The sequence below is a fragment of the Cohaesibacter intestini genome, from assembly GCF_003324485.1.
GTDB classification, from domain to species: domain Bacteria; phylum Pseudomonadota; class Alphaproteobacteria; order Rhizobiales; family Cohaesibacteraceae; genus Cohaesibacter; species Cohaesibacter intestini.
Window position 1 is genome coordinate 56623 of sequence record NZ_QODK01000004.1, and the last position, 21167, is coordinate 77789.

General features: G+C 55.9%; 17 protein-coding genes. 5 read left to right on the forward strand and 12 right to left on the reverse strand.

The window, feature by feature from the left end:
• Nucleotides 1-3: 3 nt before the first annotated feature.
• A complete protein-coding gene (locus DSD30_RS14885; protein ID WP_114010522.1) occupies nucleotides 4-1785 on the reverse strand; it encodes a L,D-transpeptidase family protein in 1782 nt (593 codons plus the stop codon).
• 147 nt (nucleotides 1786-1932) lie between these two features.
• The gene (locus tag DSD30_RS14890; protein ID WP_114010834.1) at nucleotides 1933-3558 is read right to left on the reverse strand and encodes a sigma-54-dependent transcriptional regulator; all 1626 of its coding nucleotides are present in this window, start codon (nucleotides 3556-3558) and stop codon (nucleotides 1933-1935) included.
• Nucleotides 3559-3872: 314 nt separating this feature from the next.
• On the opposite strand from DSD30_RS14890, the gene DSD30_RS14895 reads away from it, so the two are divergent.
• The 3 genes from DSD30_RS14895 (at nucleotide 3873) to DSD30_RS14905 (ending at nucleotide 7516) form a co-directional block, all read left to right on the forward strand.
• Nucleotides 3873-5744 carry a M3 family oligoendopeptidase gene (locus DSD30_RS14895; protein ID WP_114010523.1) on the forward strand — a complete coding sequence of 624 codons (1872 nt, stop codon included), beginning with the start codon at nucleotides 3873-3875 and terminating at the stop codon, nucleotides 5742-5744.
• 209 nt (nucleotides 5745-5953) lie between these two features.
• Entirely contained in the window at nucleotides 5954-7267 is a 1314-nt protein-coding gene (locus DSD30_RS14900) for an ABC1 kinase family protein (RefSeq protein WP_245418510.1), read from the forward strand.
• A gap of 114 nt (nucleotides 7268-7381) precedes the next feature.
• Nucleotides 7382-7516, forward strand: coding sequence for an aa3-type cytochrome c oxidase subunit IV (locus tag DSD30_RS14905; protein WP_114010835.1), 135 nt, complete (start codon nucleotides 7382-7384; stop codon nucleotides 7514-7516).
• A gap of 87 nt (nucleotides 7517-7603) precedes the next feature.
• Here DSD30_RS14905 and DSD30_RS14910 read toward each other — a convergent pair whose 3' ends face one another.
• The 5 genes from DSD30_RS14910 to DSD30_RS14930 all read right to left on the reverse strand — a co-directional run bounded on the left by DSD30_RS14910 (nucleotide 7604) and on the right by DSD30_RS14930 (nucleotide 11339).
• Nucleotides 7604-8446: a tetratricopeptide repeat protein gene (locus DSD30_RS14910; RefSeq protein WP_157967725.1), complete on the reverse strand. Its 843-nt coding sequence runs from the start codon at nucleotides 8444-8446 to the stop codon at nucleotides 7604-7606.
• Between the two features lie 461 nt (nucleotides 8447-8907).
• Complete coding sequence (rpsU, locus tag DSD30_RS14915) at nucleotides 8908-9135, reverse strand: 30S ribosomal protein S21 (protein ID WP_114010526.1); 228 nt, start codon at nucleotides 9133-9135, stop codon at nucleotides 8908-8910.
• Nucleotides 9136-9291: 156 nt separating this feature from the next.
• Nucleotides 9292-10374, reverse strand: coding sequence for a 5-(carboxyamino)imidazole ribonucleotide synthase (locus DSD30_RS14920; RefSeq protein ID WP_114010527.1), 1083 nt, complete (start codon nucleotides 10372-10374; stop codon nucleotides 9292-9294).
• A 44-nt stretch (nucleotides 10375-10418) separates the two neighbouring features.
• Nucleotides 10419-10931: a 5-(carboxyamino)imidazole ribonucleotide mutase gene (gene purE / locus DSD30_RS14925; protein WP_114010528.1), complete on the reverse strand. Its 513-nt coding sequence runs from the start codon at nucleotides 10929-10931 to the stop codon at nucleotides 10419-10421.
• 201 nt (nucleotides 10932-11132) lie between these two features.
• Nucleotides 11133-11339 (reverse strand): YdcH family protein, encoded by a 207-nt coding sequence (locus tag DSD30_RS14930; protein WP_114010529.1) that lies wholly within the window; start codon nucleotides 11337-11339, stop codon nucleotides 11133-11135.
• 215 nt (nucleotides 11340-11554) lie between these two features.
• Here DSD30_RS14930 and DSD30_RS14935 point away from each other — a divergent pair, with 215 nt between their 5' ends.
• A complete protein-coding gene (locus DSD30_RS14935; protein ID WP_114010530.1) occupies nucleotides 11555-11725 on the forward strand; it encodes a YdcH family protein in 171 nt (56 codons plus the stop codon).
• Nucleotides 11726-11845: 120 nt separating this feature from the next.
• Here the strand turns inward: DSD30_RS14935 and DSD30_RS14940 are convergent, their stop codons facing one another.
• Nucleotides 11846-13474 (reverse strand): acyl-CoA synthetase, encoded by a 1629-nt coding sequence (locus DSD30_RS14940; protein ID WP_114010531.1) that lies wholly within the window; start codon nucleotides 13472-13474, stop codon nucleotides 11846-11848.
• Nucleotides 13475-13750: 276 nt separating this feature from the next.
• Complete coding sequence (locus DSD30_RS14945; protein WP_114010532.1) at nucleotides 13751-14506, reverse strand: sulfite exporter TauE/SafE family protein; 756 nt, start codon at nucleotides 14504-14506, stop codon at nucleotides 13751-13753.
• A 292-nt stretch (nucleotides 14507-14798) separates the two neighbouring features.
• Between DSD30_RS14945 and DSD30_RS14950 the strand changes: the two genes are divergently transcribed.
• Nucleotides 14799-16700: a propionyl-CoA synthetase gene (locus DSD30_RS14950; protein ID WP_114010533.1), complete on the forward strand. Its 1902-nt coding sequence runs from the start codon at nucleotides 14799-14801 to the stop codon at nucleotides 16698-16700.
• A 108-nt stretch (nucleotides 16701-16808) separates the two neighbouring features.
• Here DSD30_RS14950 and DSD30_RS14955 read toward each other — a convergent pair whose 3' ends face one another.
• The 3 genes from DSD30_RS14955 to DSD30_RS14965 all read right to left on the reverse strand — a co-directional run bounded on the left by DSD30_RS14955 (nucleotide 16809) and on the right by DSD30_RS14965 (nucleotide 20777).
• Nucleotides 16809-17528 carry a DUF1013 domain-containing protein gene (locus DSD30_RS14955; protein ID WP_114010534.1) on the reverse strand — a complete coding sequence of 240 codons (720 nt, stop codon included), beginning with the start codon at nucleotides 17526-17528 and terminating at the stop codon, nucleotides 16809-16811.
• A 368-nt stretch (nucleotides 17529-17896) separates the two neighbouring features.
• On the reverse strand, nucleotides 17897-19435 hold the full coding sequence (locus DSD30_RS14960; protein ID WP_157967726.1) for a vWA domain-containing protein: 1539 nt from the start codon (nucleotides 19433-19435) through the stop codon (nucleotides 17897-17899).
• A gap of 337 nt (nucleotides 19436-19772) precedes the next feature.
• Complete coding sequence (locus tag DSD30_RS14965) at nucleotides 19773-20777, reverse strand: NAD(P)H-quinone oxidoreductase (RefSeq protein WP_114010536.1); 1005 nt, start codon at nucleotides 20775-20777, stop codon at nucleotides 19773-19775.
• Nucleotides 20778-21167: the final 390 nt, after the last annotated feature.

Genomic DNA, 21167 nt, shown 5'->3' on the forward strand with positions numbered 1-21167 from the left:
TAATCAAAGGCCAAGGGCTTTCTTGGTCCTTTCATTGTGGCCGTAAATGTCGGACCGAACCTGCAACACACCGTCATCGGACATCCAGGTGGTGAAATAGGCCAGATGGACCGGGATCTTGTTCGCCAGATTAACCCGGCGCTCGTTGCCGCCGATCATCTTCTTGACGCGTGCCGCGTTCCAGCCCTTGGTCCGCGAAAGGATCACTTCGGCAAATTCCATCGGTTCGTGCACTCGAACACAGCCATGACTGAAGGCGCGATAGTCGCGATTGAACAGGCTGCGGGATGGCGTGTCATGCAGATAGACCGCATGCTGGTTGGGGAACATGAACTTGATGTTGCCAAGGGCGTTACGGGTGCCGGGCATTTGACGCAGGCGCACCTGAGTGGCATCGACCTTTTCCCAGTCAAGTTTTGATGGATCGATAATCTGGGTGCGGCCCTTCACACTTGCCAGGACCTGATAGTTGGTCTTGGAGAAAAAGGCCGAAGGGTCGGACTTGATCTTAGGCAGCAATTCGTTCGAAGCGATGGAGCGCGGGACATTCCAGTATGGATTGACCACCAGATATTCCATCTGATCAGAGAATATCGGGGTCTTGTGCTGGGACTTGCCAACCACGACGCGGGTTTCGTGGATTGCCTTGTCCTGTTCAACCACCTGCACATGGAAAGTTGGAATGTTGACCATCACATGGAAGTCACCCAGATCGCGGGGCAGCCAGCGCCAGCGCTCGAGATTGGCGATCAGGTCGCTGATCAGTTCCTTGCGGTCATCATTCATCACACGCAGGGTGGCATTGCCGACAATGCCATCCGCGATCAGACCATGTTTGGCCTGATAGGTCTCGATTTTTCCGGCCAGCGCTTCGCTATATAGCGTTGGATTGTCCGACGGAGCGGTCTCACCAAGCTTGCGCCAGATCAGCGGCACGCGTTCATCGCTCATACCGACCTTGAGGCTCTTGCCGCTTGGGACAGGGGGCGTCTGGTCTTTCTTGCCGGCAAAGCGCAGGCGGTTATATTCCTTGCGCAGGGCAAGGAAGCCCTGATGCTGCGGATTGTAGCTGCGCAGGGTTTCGACGGGGGCGCTGGAGACGAGGATCTTGTCAAGCGCGGCAATCGAATCCGGATAGTGCGGCTTGATCGTCACAGCCTTTTTCGGGAAGCTGCGCGGATCGATGCGTCCGGCATAGGCGTGACGGGTATAGCGGGTCAGTGCCAGCGACAGGGCAATGTCAGCCTGGGCAATATCCTCGTTCGCGCTGCCTGCCTGACGCGACAGGGCGAGGGACGGGGTCTGATAATCCGCCGGGTCGAGACCGTCCCGGTCGGCGCGCGACAGAGCGAATACAAGCTTGCGGGCGTGATCGGTCCACTCGCCATTGTCAAACCAAGCGGTTTGGAAATTGCGGGTTTCATAAAAGGCCACGAGCGCTGCATTGTCGCGTTTTTCAAGGAAGTCCTTGGTGCGCGGAATGGCGTCGATTTTGGCGGCCACTGCGTCGAACAGGTCCTGATCGCGTTGCTGATCAATGCCGGTGTCGGTCTGGCGCAGGGCGGTCAGGATGGTGTTGATCTGGATGCGGTTGGCGATTTCCTGTTCGAAACCGGCGGACGGCTGGACATCAAGCAGGCGCAACGGGCCATGGTTCGCAGACATCTGACCAGAGGCTTCGATGCTGGAGGCACCCGCTTCGGCGGCAACAGAGGGGTTCAAACACAATGCGCTGCCCGCTGCTGCGATCGTTATCGCCATCATGGCAGTGTACATTTTAGGCATGTCCTTGCGTTCCCCTTTTCACGACCTTCGGTCCGCGAATCTTTGCAAATCAGTTCAGAGAATCAAAGCTGATTTTCGCGATCCATTGCAATCCAAAAATTGGATCAGGATCGTCTTCCTATCTGTGGTGTCACCTAGATATCACGGTCAGGAGGCCCGAGCGCCGGGTTTTGTCGGTTCGTCCGACTCAGCTTCGTCCTGATCCAGTCCATATTCCTTGAGCTTGCGATAGAGCGTTGAGCGGCCAATGCCGAGGCGGCGCGCCACATCGGACATCCGGTGATCATGATGCTTGAGGGCGCGATCGATGATTTCCGCCTCCAGCTCGGCCAACGCGCGGATGTTGCCATATTCATCAAGCAGACGCAGAAATCCCCATGGGTCTTGCCGCAGGGCGTCACTGTCCGGATCTGCTTCCTGTCCGCTCATGGCCGAGGGGTGGGATGCCTCGGGTGGGGAGGGTATGGATGTTGTATCCGGGGGCACCCTTTCAGGCGTCTGGTCCGGAACATCTGCGGATGGGGCCATTCGGGCCAGATCTTCAGGACGGGGAGCGCGTGCGCGTACAACCGTGTCGCTGAAGGCGCTGACCTGACTGGCGATCTGGGGGAATTCTTCAACCGTCAACTGGTCTCCGTCGCACAGGACCACAGCCCTGAAGACGGTGTTTTCCAACTGGCGGATGTTGCCCGGCCAATCATAGCTTTCAAGCAGGGACAGGGCATCGGACGTGATGGTGGCAAGGCTCTTGCGGCCTTCTTCGGCAGCAAAGCGGGTGAGGAAATTCCGCGCCAAGGCTGGGATGTCATCCTTGCGGTCCCGCAAGGGGGGAACGCGGATGGGGAAGACATTGAGACGGTAATAGAGATCCTCGCGGAATTTGCCATCCTTGACCAGCTGGATCAGATCCTTGTTGGTGGCCGAGATCAGACGGAAATCCACTTTGACCGGCTTGGTCGCGCCGACCGGGTCAATCTCGCCTTCTTGCAAGGCACGCAGCAATTTGACCTGGGTTTCGAGCGGCAGTTCGCCGACCTCGTCAAGAAACAGCGTGCCGCCGTTGGCTTCAACGAACTTGCCGACATGTTTTTCCGCCGCCCCGGTGAAGGCCCCTTTTTCATGGCCGAACAGGATGCTCTCGACCAGATTGTCGGGAATTGCGCCGCAATTGACCGTGACAAAGGGTTTGGAAGAGCGGTCGGAGGCATGCTGGATGGCCTTGGCGATCAATTCCTTGCCGACCCCGGATTCCCCTTCAATCAGAATCGGAATGTTGGATTTTGCGCCCCGCTTGCCCAGATTGATCACCCGGCCCATGGGTTCGCTCGAGGCGATGATGGTCTTGAAACTGAGCGTCCCTTGACTGCGCGAGCGGATGCGGGTGATTTCCTCTTCAAGCGCGTTGACCTTCAAGGCATTGCGCATGGCGACTTGCAGACGTTCCGGGGCCACCGGCTTGATGACGAAATCGAATGCACCAGCGCGCATGGCATTGACGGCCGTGTCGATGCCCGCATGAGCGGTCTGGACGATGATCGGGGCTTTGATGTCGGTTTTCTGCAACGCTTGCAACACGCCCATGCCGTCAAGGTTGGGCATGACGAGATCAAGAATGATCAGGTCGAAATAGCTGGCGGGATTCTGTTCGAGAATCGCCAGTGCCTGTTCTCCATGTTCGGCACTGACGGCCTTGAAGCCGCTCTTCTCAACGATGGCTTCCAGCAGTCGGCGCTGGACGGGATCGTCATCAACGATCAGGATTTTTTCGCTCATGTAGGGGCCGGGTTGCTTGTGTGCGGGTTGGTTCAGCCTTGTTTCATTTTGAACCAAGATCCCCTGCATCGGTTAAAGCTTCATTAATTTCCGGCCTGATTGGTGGAAAAAATTATGTGCATAGCGGGGCGCCGGAACAGACTTTCCGACCCGTCCGTCTGGGCAAAGTCAGCTTGTGTGCCTACTTTTGACGTCAGGGCATTGGATCCGTCCGGAAGATTGCCTATCTTTGTTATAATGCCCGCGTGACGCCGTCGCTATCCGAGCGCGCGTCCGGGGATTTGTTCTTTCTCTTATCGCTGGAAAGCTGTTTCATGACCACTGCCCTTCTTTATCCTTCTTTTCTTCATTCACCTTTGACTGCTGCTGCGGCCGAACAGGGAAGTGCCAGCCTTGAGGGGCTGCCAGAATGGAATCTGGACGACCTCTATAAAGGGGTTGATGATCCGGCGCTGGAACAGGATTTTAGCCAGTGCAAGGAAGAGGTGGCAGCATTTGCAGCCGACTATCAGGGCAAGCTGGCGGCTTTGCTGGCGGACAAGGGGGGCGATGCGCTGGGGGAAGCCTTACAGCGCTATGAGAAAATTCAGGACCGGATGGGGCGCCTGATCAGTTTTGCTGGCCTCACTTATACCGGCAACACCGTCGATCCGGTGCGGGCGAAGTTTTACGGCGATGTGCAGGAGCGGATCACAACGATCTCAACCCAATTGCTGTTTTTCGAACTGGAGCTGAACCGCATCGAAGACGCGGTTCTGGATCAGGTTGTGGCAGAAAGTGCCTTGCTTGGCCACTACAAGCCGTGGCTGGATGATCTGCGCAAGGAAAAGCCGTACCAGCTGGAAGATCAGTTGGAGAAACTGTTCTATGAGAAGTCGGTCACCGGTGCGATGGCGTGGAATCGTCTGTTTGACGAAACCATGGCAGGCTTGCGCTTCTCGGTCGAGTTGGCCGACGGCACAAAAGAGCTGGCCATCGAGCAAACGCTCAATCTGTTGACCGATGCGGACGAAGCCAAACGCAAAGCGGCGTCCGATGCACTGGCCAAGACCTTCAAGGCCAATCTGTCGACCTTCTCGCTGATTTCCAACGTGCTGGCCAAGGACAAGAGCATTTCTGACAGTTGGCGCGGCTTTGAGGATGTGGCTGACAGCCGCCATCTTGCCAATCGGGTCGAGCGCGAAGTTGTGGACGCTCTGGTGGATGCCGTGCAGGAGGCTTATCCGCGCCTGTCGCATCGTTATTATGCGCTGAAGGCCAAGTGGTTTGGCAAGGATGCTCTTGAGCATTGGGACCGCAATGCGCCGCTGCCTGCCGTGCCAACCAAGACGATCGAATGGCCGGAAGCCAAGGCCATCGTTCAGGATGCCTATGCGGGCTTTTCGCCGAAAATGGCAGAGATTTCCGGTCAGTTCTTTGACAAAAACTGGATCGACGCTCCGGTACGCGAAGGCAAGTCGCCGGGGGCCTTTGCCCATCCGACCGTTCCGAGCGCACACCCCTATGTTCTGCTCAATTATATGGGCAAGCCACGCGACGTGATGACACTGGCCCACGAGCTGGGCCATGGGGTGCATCAGGTGCTGGCTGCCGGGCAGGGTGCCTTGATGGCACCAACGCCGTTGACCTTGGCCGAGACGGCCAGCGTGTTTGGTGAAATGCTGACCTTCCGCTCCTTGCTGGCCAAGACCAAGGATGTGGCCGAACGTCGGGCCATGATTGCCGGCAAGGTCGAGGATATGCTCAACACGGTGGTGCGCCAGATTGCCTTTTATCTGTTCGAGCGCAAGCTGCATTCGGCCCGCGCTGAAGGAGAATTGACCGCTGACCAGATCTGCGAACTCTGGATGAGCGTACAAGCAGACAGCTTGGGGCCATCGGTGCGGCTGGGTGAGGGATATGAGACCTTCTGGGCCTATATTCCGCATTTCATCCATTCCCCCTTCTATGTCTATGCCTATGCCTTCGGGGATTGTCTGGTCAACTCGCTCTATTCTGTCTATCAGGATAGCGACGAGAGCTTTGTCCAGAAATATTTCGACATGCTGAGCGCAGGCGGCACCAAGCACCATTCAGAATTGCTCGCACCATTCGGGCTTGATGCAAAGGATCCGGACTTCTGGTCAAAAGGCCTCTCGGTTGTCGAGGCGCTGATTGACGAGCTGGAAGCTCTGGAAGAGGCCTGAACCTCTCTTTGCCCCGACAGGGTGTGACTGGCAGGAAAGTGACTGTAATGGCCGATCAGAAGACACCCGAACTGTCCCAATCCTCCGTCGCCCTTCCGGCGACGGATGGTCCGCGCGATGACGGGCCAGATGACATACATGATGACGCTTACAACGATGCCAACCGGTTTGGCCGTCGGGTGAAACGTTATGCGCAGGTCAATACAGGAATGGGGGGATTTGTCGCGCGCGCGGCCACATCGCGATTGTTTGGCCGTGGAGACAGCGATATCCAGCGCGAAGCCGCTGACCTTGCCAGGGTCATGGGGACACTTAAGGGGCCCTTGATGAAAGTGGCGCAAATGCTGGCCACGGTGCCGGATGTTTTGCCACCTGAATATGCAGCAGAGCTGGCACAATTGCAGTCGGATGCGCCGCCAATGGGCTGGGCCTTCACCAAGCGGCGGATGCGATCCGAGTTGGGACCGGCCTGGCGCACGCGCTTTGCCTCCTTTAAGCATGAGCCCTCTGCTGCCGCCTCATTGGGGCAGGTGCATCGGGCCTTTCATCATGATGGCATCGAGCTTGCTTGCAAACTGCAATATCCCGATATGGCCTCGGCGGTGGAAGCCGATCTCAAGCAGCTGAAAATGGTCTTTGCCGTGCATCGCAGCATGCAAAGTGCAATTGATACCAGCGAGATCGCCAAGGAAATTGCCGAACGGGTGCGCGAAGAACTCGACTATGTGCGCGAGGCCTGGCACATGCATGTCTATCGCACGATTTTCAAGGATGAGCCGAGGGTGCGGGTGCCGCGCCTCTATGACGATCTGTCCAGTCCGCGTCTGTTGACGATGGACTGGCTGCATGGCCGCAAGCTGCTGGACTACAAGCAGCATTCGCAGGAAGACCGTAACTTCCTGACCCGTGTCATGTTTCATGCCTGGTGGTACCCGTTCGCCCATCATGGGGTGATTCACGGGGATCCGCATCTGGGCAACTACACCGCCTTTGAAGAGGATGGTCGGGTTGCCGGGATCAATCTGTTTGACTATGGCTGCGTTCGCATCTTCTCACCGCGTTTTGTGCAAGGGGTGGTGGATCTGTATCACGGGCTTGGCAAGGATGATCGTGACCAGATCGTTCATGCCTATGAATGCTGGGGTTTTTCCAATCTGAGCAACGAGCTGGTTGATGCGCTCAATGTCTGGGCGCGGTTCATTTACGGTCCGTTGCTTGATGATCGGGTGCGCACGATCGCTGACGGGGTCAGTCCGGCCGAATATGGCCGCAAGCAGGCCTTCAAGGTGCATCAGGAATTCAAGCGCCTTGGTCCTGTGACGGTGCCACGGGAATTTGTCTTCATGGATCGGGCCGCCATCGGTCTTGGCGGGGTGTTTCTGCATCTTGGTGCCGAGCTGAACTTCTATGAGATGTTTAACCAACAGATCGAGGATTTCAGTCAGGACCGGGTGTTGGCGGCACGACGCCTTTTGCCTGCTGCGCCGGGGGACATTGACCCTAGCTTTGGCGCTGAGGCATGAGCCTTTCGACTTCTGGCGGGGATGGCGGGAGGACGGATTGCCATTCCTTTTCTGCTGCGCTATGTTGTCGCAGAGAAAATGCTTAGCCGCCCCGGGCGGTATGAGGAGGGACCCATGAGCAAAGAACTCAATCCGGTTATGGATTATGAAGAGCATGAAAAGACCTATGATCTGTTCATTGCCCTTTTCCAGTATGGCACCATTGGCTGTCTTCTGGTGGTCGCTTTTATGGCCATTTTCCTGCTGTAAGCCAGCAGGTTTTCAGTCAAGCCAAAACAAAAAGCGCGCCCGAAAGGCACGCTTTTTTTGTCTCTGTTCTGTTTCCTGTCCGCTTGATCAAGCTTTGCTTTGGGACCGTAGCTTGCGGGTGCGATTCATGCCGTTGGTTGCCGGGCTGTAATTGGGATTGATGATCCGGGCACGGGAATAGGAATCAAACGCTTTGGAATAGTTGCCGACCTTTTCCAGCGCGATGCCCTGATTGGTCCAGGCGCGATAATTGTCGCGGTCGATCTTGACGGCATTCGAGAAATCGCCAAGGGCACCCTTGATGTCATTTTGCACCAGATAGGAAATGCCACGGGAGTTGAAGGCTTCCGGGTTGGAGGCATCCAGGCTGAGGGCAAAGGTAAAGTCTTCGATGGCCTGGGAATGGTTGCGCTGCTGCTGGAAGATCAGGCCGCGATGATAATAGGCGCGCGGGTCACGGGTCTGGGCAGCGATTGCCTGATTGTAATCGGAAATCGAGCGGTTGGCGTCGCCATTCTGGCGATAGATGTCACCGCGCCCAATGAGGGCCACGTCATAGGTCGGGACCAGTGCGATGGCGCGGTTATAGTCGGCCAGTGCAGAGGATAGATCGCCCATCTTCTTGTAGACCAGCGCACGGTTGGCATAGGCCTGATGGAAGTTGGGATTGAGCGAAATGGCACGACTGTAATCCTGCAAGGCCAAATCAAACTGACGCGAGCGTCCATAGGCGGTGCCGCGAATATTGTAGGCATTGGCGTCGGACGGATTTTCGGCAATCACCTGATTGAGGGAGGCGATGTTGTCGGCTGCCCCTGCATTGCGGTCAAAATCCTGACCCGTCTCCAAGCCAGTGGTCTGGCATGCTGCCAAACCCAATGAAAGACCTGCGATCAGGAAAAGCTGCTTGAAGTGGCAGATGCGAACCATATTGACAAACCCCGTCGGACGTTCCGGCGCGCCATTCGGGCGCTTTTGACTGTGAATTTCACCTTTTGACAGAATAAACTGGCCAAAATTTGTCAGCCGGATATGTGTGGCATGGTGCAACGCATAAATGCGTGCATATCCATTCCTATGTCAAACGGCTTCGCTTTCAATGCGGCCATTTGCACGGATGTGTCAAGACATAAGTGAACGCAAACAGATGTTATCAGGCCCCGGATTTCGGGACCTGACCAACATCAGCGAACTTTGACACAGAGTCACATTGTCTAGCCTTGGAGAAAGGCTGTCTCTGCGCCCGAGCCGACATGCATCGCACAAAGCAATGCATCATCCCGAAGCGGGACGGAGTCATGCTGTGAAGGGCGCAAAGTGGTATGGTCTAGCTATCGGAGGGTCAGCCTGTTACGGGCCGCATTTAAAGGCGGCCTGAGGCGACACGATCCTTAGCGACCACGGCCTTTGGAAGGAATCAGACCTTCGCGCTGAAGACGCTTGCGAGCCAGCTTACGGGCACGACGAATGGCTTCAGCCTTTTCTCTGGCCTTCTTCTCAGAAGGTTTTTCATAGAAGTTCCGCATTTTCATTTCACGGAACACGCCTTCGCGCTGGAGTTTCTTTTTCAGCGCCTTCAAGGCTTGATCAACATTGTTATCGCGGACGAGTACCTGCACGCGTCAATCCTTAAGTTCGTGATGTCTGGATTTTCGAAAAAAAATCGGCCACCGCCTTGGCAGCGACCGAAACTTTGGGGCGTTCTATCAGACCGGCAGTGGCTTGTCTATATCCAAGGGGCCGGTTTTGACGAAAAACTGCTAAAAAGTTGCCTTTCAAGCGGCATCAATCGGGGAAATCACGTTGATATGACCCATCTTGCGGCCATCCCGGGTCTCCGATTTGCCGTAGGAATGGAAGGCGGTTGAAGGTTCGGAAAGATGGCTTTGTTGTGCATGGATATCGTCACCAATCAGATTGGTCATGACGCAGTTGCTGTGGCGTTTGGTGGTGCCAAGAGGCCAGCCCGCAACGGCGCGGATATGCTGTTCAAACTGCGAAACAAGGCAGGCGCTTTCGGTCCAGTGGCCGGAATTGTGAACCCGTGGTGCCATTTCATTGGCGACGAGCCGCTGGTCATGCCCTTCGGGCAGCAAAAACAGCTCCACCGCCAGCACGCCAACATAATTCAGCTTGTCGGCAACCTTCTCACCAATGGCTCTGGCCTCAGCTGCGATAGAATCGCTGATGGCTGCTGGCACCGTGGTGGTGTGGAGGATCTGATTCTGATGGACATTCTCGGCAATATCGTAGGAAACAATCTGGCCCTGCTCATTGCGGGCGGCAATGACCGAGATTTCCCGCTCGAATGGCACGAAGGCTTCAAGAATCGCCGGTTGGTTGCCGATAATATCAAGAGCCGTTCTGACATCCTCTTCGCTCTTCAGGAAAACCTGTCCCTTGCCATCATAGCCGAAGCGGCGGGTTTTCAAGAGTGCTGGCAGGCCAAGGGCCTTTACGCCCGCTTCCAGATCCTGCTGGCTGGCCACATCGTGGTAACCGGCGGTCGGAATGCCTATGTCATTAAAGAAGGTTTTCTCAATCAAACGGTCTTGAGAGGTGCGCAGCACATTGTCGCCGGGCAGGACGGGGAGGCGGGACTTGAGGAACTCGACGGTCGGGGCCGGGATGTTCTCGAATTCGTAGGTCACCCGTTTGACCGACTTGGCGAAGGCCTCAAGGGCGGCTTCGTCCTCATAATCGGCACAGGTGTGAAAGGCAGTCACGTCAAAGGCCGGGCTGTTGGGGTCCGGGCAATAGATGTGGGTCTTGAGGCCAATTTTGCTGGCGGCAAGCGCCATCATTCGGCCAAGCTGACCGCCCCCCAGAATGCCGATTGTATCACCCGGTTGCAGCATATGTGCCTCTTATTGTTTATTGCCGTTTCGGTTTGGTTTGAATCTCATGCGTCTTCGTCGACAGGTTCCAGTGCGATGGCGTCGGACTGGGCCTGACGCCAGGCGTCAAGGCGCTCGGCCAGTGCATCGTCGGTGGTCGCCAGAATGGCGGCGGCCATCAGGCCCGCATTGACTGCGCCCGCCCGGCCAATGGCCAGCGTACCAACCGGAATGCCCGCTGGCATCTGAACGATGGAGAGCAGGGAATCCTGTCCGCTCAAAGCGCGAGACTGGACCGGTACGCCAAGGACTGGCAGGGGTGTCATGGACGCCGTCATGCCGGGCAAATGGGCTGCGCCACCAGCCCCTGCGATGATGACCTTGAAGCCGTCTTTCTTGGCTGACTTGGCAAAGTCGGCCATGCGGTCGGGCGTGCGGTGGGCCGAAATGATCTTGGCCTCATAGCCCACACCGAGGGCGTCGAGAATCTCAGCGGCGTTGCGCATAGTGGGCCAATCGGATTGACTGCCCATGATGATGGCGACAGGGGATGCGGCGTTGGTTCCGGCGTTCGACATGGTCAGATCCTTCTTGCAGACCTCAATAATGTGTCTGCCCGACTTCTGTGGGCCTTAGAAAGCGCGGAGTATAGCCAACTTGGCGTGTGGGACAAGCTGCAAGTTGTGCGCGATCAGGCTGGCATTGCTGCCGAAATGGCGTCACAGGGTATGGTTCTGGGTAGGGCTCTGGGCATCGTTCTGGACATGGTTGTGTCCGGATCAGGCGATAATATCGGGAAACAGCATATTCTCAAGACGCTGGATGTCGTCCTTCAAAGACAGCTTTTTCTTTTTCATGCGCTGGATGGGCAGGGCGTTGCCGCCGGGGCGCTCCTCCAATGCCTGAATGGCTAGATCTAGATCGGAATGTTCTGTTTTCAGCAGCGCTAGAGCGGCGCGAATTTCTTGTTCTTTTTCAGGGGTCATAATAGTTGGGCCGATCTAATAAATGGTTGTAAATTCAATACATTATCGGGACCTTTTTTGCAAGGCCTTGATTCTGTTCAGAGTGTTTTAACTGTCCAATTGCAAGCCCTTCAAAAGATGCAAAAAGACAGCCTATTCAGGCCCGATTTCAGTCGACAGGCTGTAACATCTATGTCACAATTACCATGTCTCAATCGAACCTATGGAGGACTTATATGTCGTTAGATGCACGTATCCAGGAGCTGCAACGCAAGCATGACGAACTGGATAAGGAAATTGAACAAGCATTTACCCATCCTTCCATTGACGACCTTGACCTCGCCGATATGAAGCGCAAAAAGCTGCAAATGCGCGATGAAATCGAACAGTTGAAAGCTGCTAGCTGACCCTGTCGCTCAGTTTGAATGTTGAAGCCGCGGAAAGTGCCCGCGGCTTTTTTGTTGCCTGATTTCCTTGCGGGCTGATTTCGGGGCAAAGCCCACAGATGTGGGCCATGCCATACCGCATCATAGATGTTTGGCCTTGCTGCGCAGGCGGAATTTCTGGATTTTACCGGTTGAGGTGCGCGGCAGTTCCTCGAAAATGATGGTTTTCGGCGCTTTGAAGTGGGCCAGATGTTCCCGACACCACTCGATCAGCTCGCCCTCGCTCGCCTCATGCCCTTCGCTCAGCTCGACAAAGGCGCACGGCGTTTCGCCCCACTTATCATCGGGACGAGCCACGACTGCGGCGGCTTCCACTGCGGGATGTTTATAGAGGGCATCTTCCACCTCGATGGATGAAATATTTTCGCCACCGGAAATGATGATGTCTTTGGAGCGGTCGCGCAGCTGGATATAGCCGTCCGGGTGCATCACGGCGAGATCTCCGGAATGGAACCAGTCATCATAGAAAGCCTGATTGGTGGCACCCTCATTCTTGAAATAGCCCTTCATGACGATGTTGCCGCGGAACATCACCTCACCGATGGTTTCGCCGTCCGAGGGGACAGGCTCCATCGTGTTGGGATTGAGGACCGCAAGGCCTTCTAAGGCCGGATAGCGCACCCCCTGTCGGGCTTTCTTTCTGGCCTGATCTGCCGGGTTCATATCGTCCCACTCCGGCTTCCATTCATTGACCACCGAAGGGCCGTAGGTTTCGGTCAGGCCGTAGACATGGGTGACCGCAAAGCCAGCCTCGGCCATGCCCGCCAGCACGGACTCGGGCGGTGGCGCAGCGGCTGTGATGAAGTCCACCTTGTGCGGCAGGTCGCGCTTTTCATGGGCCGGAGCGTTCAACAAAGTCGACATGACGATCGGCGCACCACACAGATGGGTGACGCCTTCCTCGGCGATGGCATCATAGATCGGTTTGGCGCGCACCGAGCGGAGGCAAATATGGGTGCCTGCAACCACTGAAATGGACCATGGGAAGCACCAGCCGTTGCAGTGGAACATCGGCAGGGTCCAGAGATAGACCGGATGTTTGGCGAGACCGGCGGAGATGATGTTGGCATAGCCCATCAGATAGGCGCCGCGATGGTGATAGACCACGCCCTTGGGGTCACCGGTGGTGCCAGAGGTGTAATTCAGTGCAATCGCGTCCCATTCATCCTGAACACCGGGCCATTTGAAATTGGGATTGCCTTCGGTGATCAGATTTTCATATTCCAACTCGCCCAGATAGAGGCCCTGCTGGGGATGCTGTGGATCTTCATATTGAACGATGATCGGGTCAACACCTGCCAGTTCAATCGCTTCCTTCATCACATCGGCAAATTCGGTGTCGATCACCACCACCTTGCTTTGAGCATGTTCGAGCTGGAAGGCGATGATGGCTGCATCAAGACGGGTGTTGATGGTGTGAATGACACCGCCAAACATCGGCACCGCATAATGCAGCTCGAGCATCGAGGGGACGTTGGGCAGCATGATTGAAACAACATCACCAGCGCGCAGACCACGGTGCATCAAGGCCGAACCGAGCTGGCGGCAGCGGCGATAAAAATCGGCATAATTTGTGCGGTCGCTGCCATAGACCCAGGCCGTATGATCGGGGTGGGTGGTTGCGGCGCGTTCGAGGAAGGTGATCGGGGAGAGCGGCACATAATTGGCAGGCATCTTGTCCAGATGCTGCGAGAATGGATTGTTCGTCATGATCGCCTCCCTGTTTGTCGTCCTGATATGCAGGCCAATGTCTCTAGTCCCTGCTGCCAGCCAATGTGAGCTGCTATGTTTGTGACTGAACGCCGAACGGGTGGTGGACTTGGCCCTCCCATTGTCGCTTCAGTCGGACAGGGGTCGACTCCTGTCCTCGCATGTTACGTGCTTTCCTTTATCAAAGCGAAGGATACGGTTTTATTCAATTGGAAATTCGACTTGAAAGCGGGCCTGTTGATGGAATCGGGGCTTTGGCACAAGGGCGTCCGGCGCCTAGAACAGGGACAGGACCCCATCATAGCAAAGCTTGATCGAGACAAGCAGCATTGCGCCATAGGCCAGCTTGTAGAAGAGATTCTGATCGAGGGCACGGACCAGCAGGACGCCGATTCCCACCCCGATAGGGGCCAGTGGCAGCAAGGTGAGTGTGGTCGTGAGATTTTCGCGGCTGAACTGACCAAGGGCGAAATAGGGGATCAGTTTGACCAGATTGGTGATGGCGAAAAAATAGACCATGGTCGCGGCGAACTGGATCGGCGGCAGACGCATCGGCAAGGCATAGATCTGATAGGGCGGATTGCCCGCATGGGCAATGAAACTGGTAAAGCCCGTCAGCGTGCCCCAAATGGCAGCGGACACAGTGCCGCCCGGTTTGCCGTCTTTTGGTTGGCGCGCCAAAAAGAAATAGTTCAGCACAAAGCCAAGAGCGACAAGCCCCAGTGCAAGGCGGATCACCTCTTCATTCATTTTGTCAGCCAGCAGCCAGCCAAGCCCGACACCGCAAATGGCAAAGGGCAGCATATGGGTCAGGATATGCCGGTTGGCCTTGCCACGATAAACCACCAATCCGATCAGATCCATGCTGACCAGAATCGGCAGCATGATCGCCGCTGCCGTCACCGGATCAATCACCAGAGCGGCGATCGGCACGCTGAGCATGCCAAGTGGGCTGCAAAATCCCCCCTTGGCGATGCCGGTGATGAGAATGGCTGGCACGGCGAGATAATAGAAGGTTGGATCGGCAATCATTGCTTGGTTTCTTTGGTGTATAAGTGGTTGTACTTATTCGAAAAGAACAAGATGACGGAAAGTGCAGGGCGTGAGGGAGGCATGCATCGGCAGGAAGGTGGATTTGCGCTAAAGCTTTAGTCTAAATTTTCTGGTCTTATGGACCCTTTTTTCTTCGGAATACAGCGAAAATTTCAAGAAATCGCCCGAAAAGGTCAAGAAAAACAGACGCTATCCCTACTTTTGCCCGATAGACCGTCGCAAAGGCGGACGTTATTCATAGCGCCAAAGGTTCAATCGCTGGGAGGCTTTGATGAGCGTGAAATATAGCGACGTGTATAAAGGGTGGAAGCAGGACCCGGAAGGGTTCTGGGCCAAGGCTGCGGAGAAGATCGACTGGTTCAAGCCAGCGGAAAAGATCTTTGATCCCGACAGTGGTGTATATGGACGCTGGTTTGCCGGAGCGGAATGCAACACCTGCTACAATGCGGTGGATCGTCATGTGGAAGCCGGGCGCGGGGCGGACACTGCGATCATCTATGACAGCCCAATCACCGGCACCAAGGCAAGCTACAGCTTCGCCGAGGTCAAAGATCAGGTGCAGGCGCTGGCCGCCGTGCTGAAGGATCGCGGCGTTGCCAAAGGCGACCGGGTCATCATCTATATGCCAATGATCCCGCAAGCCGCGTTTGCCATGCTGGCCTGCGCCCGCATCGGGGCTATTCATTCGGTGGTGTTTGGTGGCTTTGCGGCCAATGAGCTGGCAACCCGCCTGAATGACGCCAAGCCCACGGCAATCATTTCAGCCTCCTGTGGCATCGAGCCGAACCGGACCATCGCCTATAAGCCATTGCTTGACGAAGCGATCGAGTTGGCCGAACACAAACCCGACAGCTGCATTGTCTTCCAGCGTGAACAGTTGGTTTGTGATCTGATTGACGGGCGCGATGTGGATTATGCCAGTGCCGTCGCGGCGGCTTTGGAGGCGGGCACAGAGGTTCCTTGCATGCCGGTGGCAGCGACCGACCCGCTTTACATCCTCTATACCTCCGGCACCACCGGTCAGCCAAAGGGCGTTGTGCGTGACAATGGCGGCCATATGGTGGCTCTGGCCTGGAGCATGGAATATCTCTATGGCGTCAAGCCGGGTGAGGTTTATTGGGCCGCTTCGGATGTGGGGTGGGTCGTGGGCCATTCCTACATTGTCTATGGGCCGCTGGTTTATGGTGCGACCACTTTGCTGTTCGAAGGCAAGCCGGTTGGCACCCCTGATGCAGGCACCTTCTGGCGGGTGATTGAAGAGCATGATGTGGTGGCTCTCTTCACTGCGCCGACGGCTTTTCGGGCGATCAAGAAGGAAGATCCGAAGGGCGACTTCATCAAGAAATATGATCTTTCCAAGCTCCGCACCTTGTTCCTTGCCGGGGAGCGTGCCGATCCCGATACGGTGCAATGGGCCGAGGATATGCTCAAAGTGCCTGTGATCGACCATTGGTGGCAGACCGAAACCGGTTGGGCGATTGCCGCCAATCCGGTTGGCATTGAGCTGCTGCCGGTGGTGCATGGATCTCCGACGGTTTCCATGCCGGGCTATGATGTGCAGATTGTCGGGGCTGACGGCCATCCGGTTGCGGCCAACGAGATGGGCAACATCGTCATCAAGCTACCGATGCCACCGGGCAACCTGCCGGGGTTGTGGCAGAATGACACGCGGTTCCAGTCCAGCTACCTCGATGAATTTCCGGGCTACTATCAGACCGGGGATGCGGGCTATATGGACGACAATGGCTATCTCTATATCATGTCGCGCACCGATGACATTATCAACGTGGCCGGTCACCGTCTGTCGACCGGGGCGATGGAAGAAGTGCTGGCAGCCCATCCGGATGTCGCCGAATGCGCGGTGATTGGTATTGCCGACAAGCTGAAAGGCCAGTTGCCTGCCGGCTTCGTGGTGTTGAAGTCAGGTGTTGATCGCGCGCCGATGGACATCGAGAAGGAGCTGATCGGGCTGGTACGCGAGAAAATCGGCCCGGTTGCTGCCTTCAAGATCGCTGTCACCGTTGATCGTTTGCCTAAGACCCGTTCGGGCAAGATCCTGCGTGGCACCATGCGCGCCATTGCGGATCATGAAGAATATAAAATGCCTGCGACCATTGACGATCCCGCCATTCTGAACGAGATCGAGGCGGCTTTGCGTGAGCATGGCATTTAACCTCTGAGTGAGAGGTGAAACCAAAAAGGCCGGACTGCTGTCCGGCCTTTTTTATATCTTGATGATGGTTGCCCCGGCGTATGGCGCTTGCCTCGGGCAGGCCATATCCTAGTAATCGTCGTCTTCGTCGTCCTTCTTCTCGGACGGCTGGAAATTGGCAAAGACGGAAGCAGCATCCGGGATCTTGTCTTCTTCTTCGGGCTTGCTTTCTGTTGCCTTGAAATTGCCGAACGGATCGGCTGGATTGACCGTTTCCTCGGTGGACAACAGGGTCTGCTCTTCAAGGCTTTCCGGACGGGCTGGCGCATCAGCGGCGGACTTGCGCACTTCCATATCAAGGTCGAGCTGTTTGCAGATGCCCAAAGTGACCGGATCCATCGGAGTCAGTTGGGCGCTGTTCCAGTGGGTACGGCTGCGGATCGCCTCAATGGTTGGCTTGGTGGTGCCAACGAGACGAACGATCTGGGCGTCCTTGAGCTCAGGATGGTTGCGCACGAGCCAGAGAATGGCGTTCGGACGGTCCTGACGCTTGGAGACCGGTGTATAGCGTGGGCCACGGCGCTTTGGTTCTGGCACGACAACTTTTGGCGCGGCCAGTTTGATCCGGTAGGTCGGGTTGTTCTGGGCGCGCTCGATTTCTTCACGGGTCAGCTGGCCGGAAATTACCGGATCCATACCCTTGATGCCCTGTGCGGCTTCGCCATCGGCAATCGCTTTGACTTCCAGCGGGTGCAGCTTGCAGAAAGCAGCGATCTGATCGAAAGACAGGGCTGTGTTATCGACCAGCCAAACTGCGGTTGCTTTCGGCATCAGTGGTGCATTCGACATGGTACATCCTCATTGTTGCTGGACCTGAATTCTCTTCAGATCAGCCTCTCAAGATTCTTTGAAATTGACAGGGAATGGCGCGACTATACTTGGATTGTCCTCCCGGCGCAAACAAGAAAAGGTCCAGAGCAGGCTTTTGCGCTGGTTTTTCTTCGGAAATCGTCCCGATTCTCTCCCTGTAAGCGCCATTATAGCACCGATATGCGGCGGCGTTGAAGCCGATTGTGTTGGGGGGCAGGCACGGCAGATGAACGGTGGATGGATCAGATATGACAACGGCCGGATGTGGGGCAGTCCCACTCCGGCCATTTTGTGTTATCTTTTTGAAATCGTGACCGAAAATCATGTGTTTCGGTGCAGGGGTCCAATCAGTCGGTCAGACGGATGACGTTCAGAGCCGCTGCGATCTCCTTGAAGACGTTGATCATATCGGAGGTGCTTTGTGGCGTGAAGGCATTTTCCGGCAAGGTGGCGCAGTCGCGCAGCATCTTGGTTGTGGACGAGCCGATATTGCCATAGGCAATGGTATAGACAATGACCTCTTTGTCTTTGGCTGCGGTGCAGGCTTCCAGCGTCCGTTTGTTCATCTCGCTGGTGGTGCTGCCCGAGCCGGAAATACGCCCGTCTGCTGCCCAGCCATAGGCCTGATAGCCACCATAGGTGTTGGCCCCGTCCGACATGACGATCATGAATTTGACATTCTCGTCATCATCATAACTTTTGCCCTGGCTGTAAGGCGCTTGCTGGGACAGAAGGCGCAGACCCCAGATGGTGCCCAGATGGATGTTGGTGTTGCCGTTGGCGCTCAGGGAATTGATGTGAGAGCGCACGGTGTTCATGTTGGTTGTCAACGGCAGAATGCGCTGGACATAGCAGCTATAGTTGGGGCCGCGGCCCTTGGAGAATTTTTGCTTGTAATACCAGCCATATTTTTTCTTCTGGGTCCATGTCATGCCGCTTGGATAGTCATTCTTTGGCAGATAATCGTTATAGCTGTTGTCATAACGGTTGTTCGGCTCGCGGGTGTCTGGATAGAAGAAGGGCTGGAAAAAGGTTTCTGGATTGCCGCTTGAGGCTGCGGTGTCCTTGATGTCCTGCGGATGCTTGCGCGCTTCAACACAGCCTTCCCATTCTTCCGCTTTGTAGGTGTATGGGTCTTTGAGGATGCTGAACAGATCAAAGCGCTTCGATTTTGGCGGCAAGTTGTTGCGATGGATTGACGCCGAGGCGTCCTTGTCCAGCCAGCTGCGGCTGGTGTCGTTGGAATCCAGTCGCACGAGATGGTTGAACGGCACGATGCCAATGCTCAGATCTTCGCTATTCTGCTGATTTTCCTCAAGGATCGTGACCAATTCCTTGGCCGCATTCTTGAGTGCCCACAGGCGCGAACCACCCATCGAGCCCGAATTATCAAGCACGAGGGACACTTCGATGCTCTTGTCCGAGGCCACAGCGCTGCTGTCAGCCTTGAAATCGGCTTTTTCCACGTCCGCAAGCAGCATGAAGGTGGTTTTGGTCTCGCCGCTTGCCTGAACGCGCAAGGCATTGGGGTTGCGCTTGATCTCGACGACATCAATGTTGGTCTTGATGCTGTTTGGTGTGTTGGCGACAACATAGGCGCCGATCATGCTGCGGATTTCGGAATCATTCAGGATCCCGACTTTCTTCACCGCCGCCAGCGTCGCCGCATCGAGGGCCGTCTGAACTTCGGATCGATCCAGAGCGATCCGGGAATAGTCAATCGCCACACCGATCAGCAACAGGATCGGGATGAGCGTCAGGGCAAAAATGATGGCAATGGCACCGCTTTCGTCTTTGGCGAAAGAGCGGCCGGTTTGAAACGGTGCAGAGCGCTGAAGGCGTCTGGCTTTGTTTCTGGCTAAGCGCAGCAAAGATGAAGCAAGCATGGTTCTGGCAGTCCCCTGTTCAAGCAGCAATGCGTGGCGTCTGATGTGCGGCGCTAGAGGAGCGGGCACAAAGGCGCGACAACGGCCAAGCGCCGGGCCCCTGCATCAGGTGGTCCGGACATTGGTCGTCTTTGGCCAATTGAACCGCGGCAGCGTTACCAATTCCTTTCACAAAGCCACTTGTGGTCGCAGAATAGGCCGCTTCCTGTCATTGAGGTGAACAGAGATTTAAGGGAAAGGACGAATAGTCGTCTATTTGCAATCCCGCCGCGGTTGAACCTGAAAAATCGGGGCGCGGCGGGCGCATTTGTTTCTGGCTGTTAAGGATCAGCCGGGTCTATTCGCCGGACAGATCGAGCATGATTTTGCCGATATGGGCGGAGCTTTCCATCAGGTGATGGGCGGCTGCGGCTTCCTTCATCGGGAAGGTCTTGTAGATGACAGGCTTGATGTCGCCGCTTGCCAGCAAAGGCCAGACCTTGGCTTTCAACTCACTGACGATGGCAGCCTTGATGGCGTCGGAGCGGGCGCGCAGAGTGGAGCCGGTATGGGTCAGGCGCTTCATCATCAGGCGACGGAAGTCGGCCTCGGCGATGCCCCCTTGCAGGAAGGCGATGGAAACGATGCGTCCATCTTCTGCAGCAATGACATAGTTTTTCGAGATATAGTCACCGCCCACCATGTCGAGGATGACATTGACGCCTTTCTTCTCGGTCCAGTCCTTGATCTCTTTGACAAAGTCCTGATCACGGTAATTGATGGCGAAGTCGGCACCCTGCTCCAGGCAGGCGTCGCATTTTTCCTTGTTGCCGGCAGTCACGGCCACCTTGGCACCGAAAGCCTTGGCAAGCTGGATGGCGGTGATGCCGATGCCTGATGACCCACCATGCACCAGCAGGCTTTCGCCGGGCTGCAGGGCGCCACGCTGGAACACATTGTGCCAGACCGTGATAAAGGTTTCCGGCAGGGCGGCTGCCTCAAGATAGCTCCAGCCTTCAGGCACAGGGAAGACGCTGCCTTGATGGGCGAGGCAGTAGTCCGCATAGCCACCACCGGAGACCAGTGCTGTTACCTTGTCGCCAACGGACCATTCAGAGACATCCTTGCCAACGGCAACAATGTCGCCGGAAACTTCCAGCCCGAGAATGTCGGATGCTCCTTTGGGAGGCGGGTAATTGCCGGCGCGCTGGATGCAGTCGGGGCGGTTGACGCCTGCGGCTTTCACCTTGATCAGAACCTGATCATCCTTCGGGGTTGGGACGGGGCGTTGAACCATTTGCAGATTGTCAGGGCCACCGGGCTCTGGCGCATAGATGGCATTCATCTCGGATGGGTGTGGCATGGGTCACCTCTCTTGTCATGTCTGAACTGGTTCTAACGCAATTGACCGATCAGGGGAAATCCGATCAATGACCTATTGGGTGCAAAAACACAAAAAGAGCGAGCAGGTCGGGGTGAGAAAGGCGGGATTTGAATGGGGTGTGCTGTTTTGCTTGGGCTTCCGTCTGGTTGTTTTCGTTCTTTTGAGCAATTTTTAAGATACGATGTCGTGAAGTCTTGGGTTCATTGCTTTTGTACTGAAGTAATCAAATGAGTTCCTTTGCGTCATGTGTCGAATTTATTCGCATTTTGCTGCATATTAACGCGTTGTTAATCTATTTTTGAGTTAATAAAAGGTGTCCATACTATATGGATGACGAGTGGCTCCTGTCACTCTGTTTGACGCCTCCCT

Excerpts from the sequence above, each read along its gene's own strand:
- DSD30_RS14920 (WP_114010527.1), bottom strand. The coding sequence starts at position 10,374 with ATGCTGCAACCGGGTGATACAATCGGCATTCTGGGGGGCGGTCAGCTT.
- DSD30_RS14910 (WP_157967725.1), bottom strand. The coding sequence starts at position 8,446 with ATGGTTCGCATCTGCCACTTCAAGCAGCTTTTCCTGATCGCAGGTCTT.
- DSD30_RS14885 (WP_114010522.1), bottom strand. The coding sequence starts at position 1,785 with ATGCCTAAAATGTACACTGCCATGATGGCGATAACGATCGCAGCAGCG.
- DSD30_RS14965 (WP_114010536.1), bottom strand. The coding sequence starts at position 20,777 with ATGCCACACCCATCCGAGATGAATGCCATCTATGCGCCAGAGCCCGGT.
- DSD30_RS14890 (WP_114010834.1), bottom strand. The coding sequence starts at position 3,558 with ATGAGCGAAAAAATCCTGATCGTTGATGACGATCCCGTCCAGCGCCGA.
- DSD30_RS14955 (WP_114010534.1), bottom strand. The coding sequence starts at position 17,528 with ATGTCGAATGCACCACTGATGCCGAAAGCAACCGCAGTTTGGCTGGTC.
- DSD30_RS14895 (WP_114010523.1), top strand. The coding sequence starts at position 3,873 with ATGACCACTGCCCTTCTTTATCCTTCTTTTCTTCATTCACCTTTGACT.
- DSD30_RS14945 (WP_114010532.1), bottom strand. The coding sequence starts at position 14,506 with ATGATTGCCGATCCAACCTTCTATTATCTCGCCGTGCCAGCCATTCTC.
- DSD30_RS14900 (WP_245418510.1), top strand. The coding sequence starts at position 5,954 with ATGGGGGGATTTGTCGCGCGCGCGGCCACATCGCGATTGTTTGGCCGT.
- purE (WP_114010528.1), bottom strand. The coding sequence starts at position 10,931 with ATGTCGAACGCCGGAACCAACGCCGCATCCCCTGTCGCCATCATCATG.
- DSD30_RS14935 (WP_114010530.1), top strand. The coding sequence starts at position 11,555 with ATGTCGTTAGATGCACGTATCCAGGAGCTGCAACGCAAGCATGACGAA.
- DSD30_RS14905 (WP_114010835.1), top strand. The coding sequence starts at position 7,382 with ATGAGCAAAGAACTCAATCCGGTTATGGATTATGAAGAGCATGAAAAG.
- DSD30_RS14940 (WP_114010531.1), bottom strand. The coding sequence starts at position 13,474 with ATGACGAACAATCCATTCTCGCAGCATCTGGACAAGATGCCTGCCAAT.
- DSD30_RS14950 (WP_114010533.1), top strand. The coding sequence starts at position 14,799 with ATGAGCGTGAAATATAGCGACGTGTATAAAGGGTGGAAGCAGGACCCG.
- DSD30_RS14930 (WP_114010529.1), bottom strand. The coding sequence starts at position 11,339 with ATGACCCCTGAAAAAGAACAAGAAATTCGCGCCGCTCTAGCGCTGCTG.
- DSD30_RS14960 (WP_157967726.1), bottom strand. The coding sequence starts at position 19,435 with ATGCTTGCTTCATCTTTGCTGCGCTTAGCCAGAAACAAAGCCAGACGC.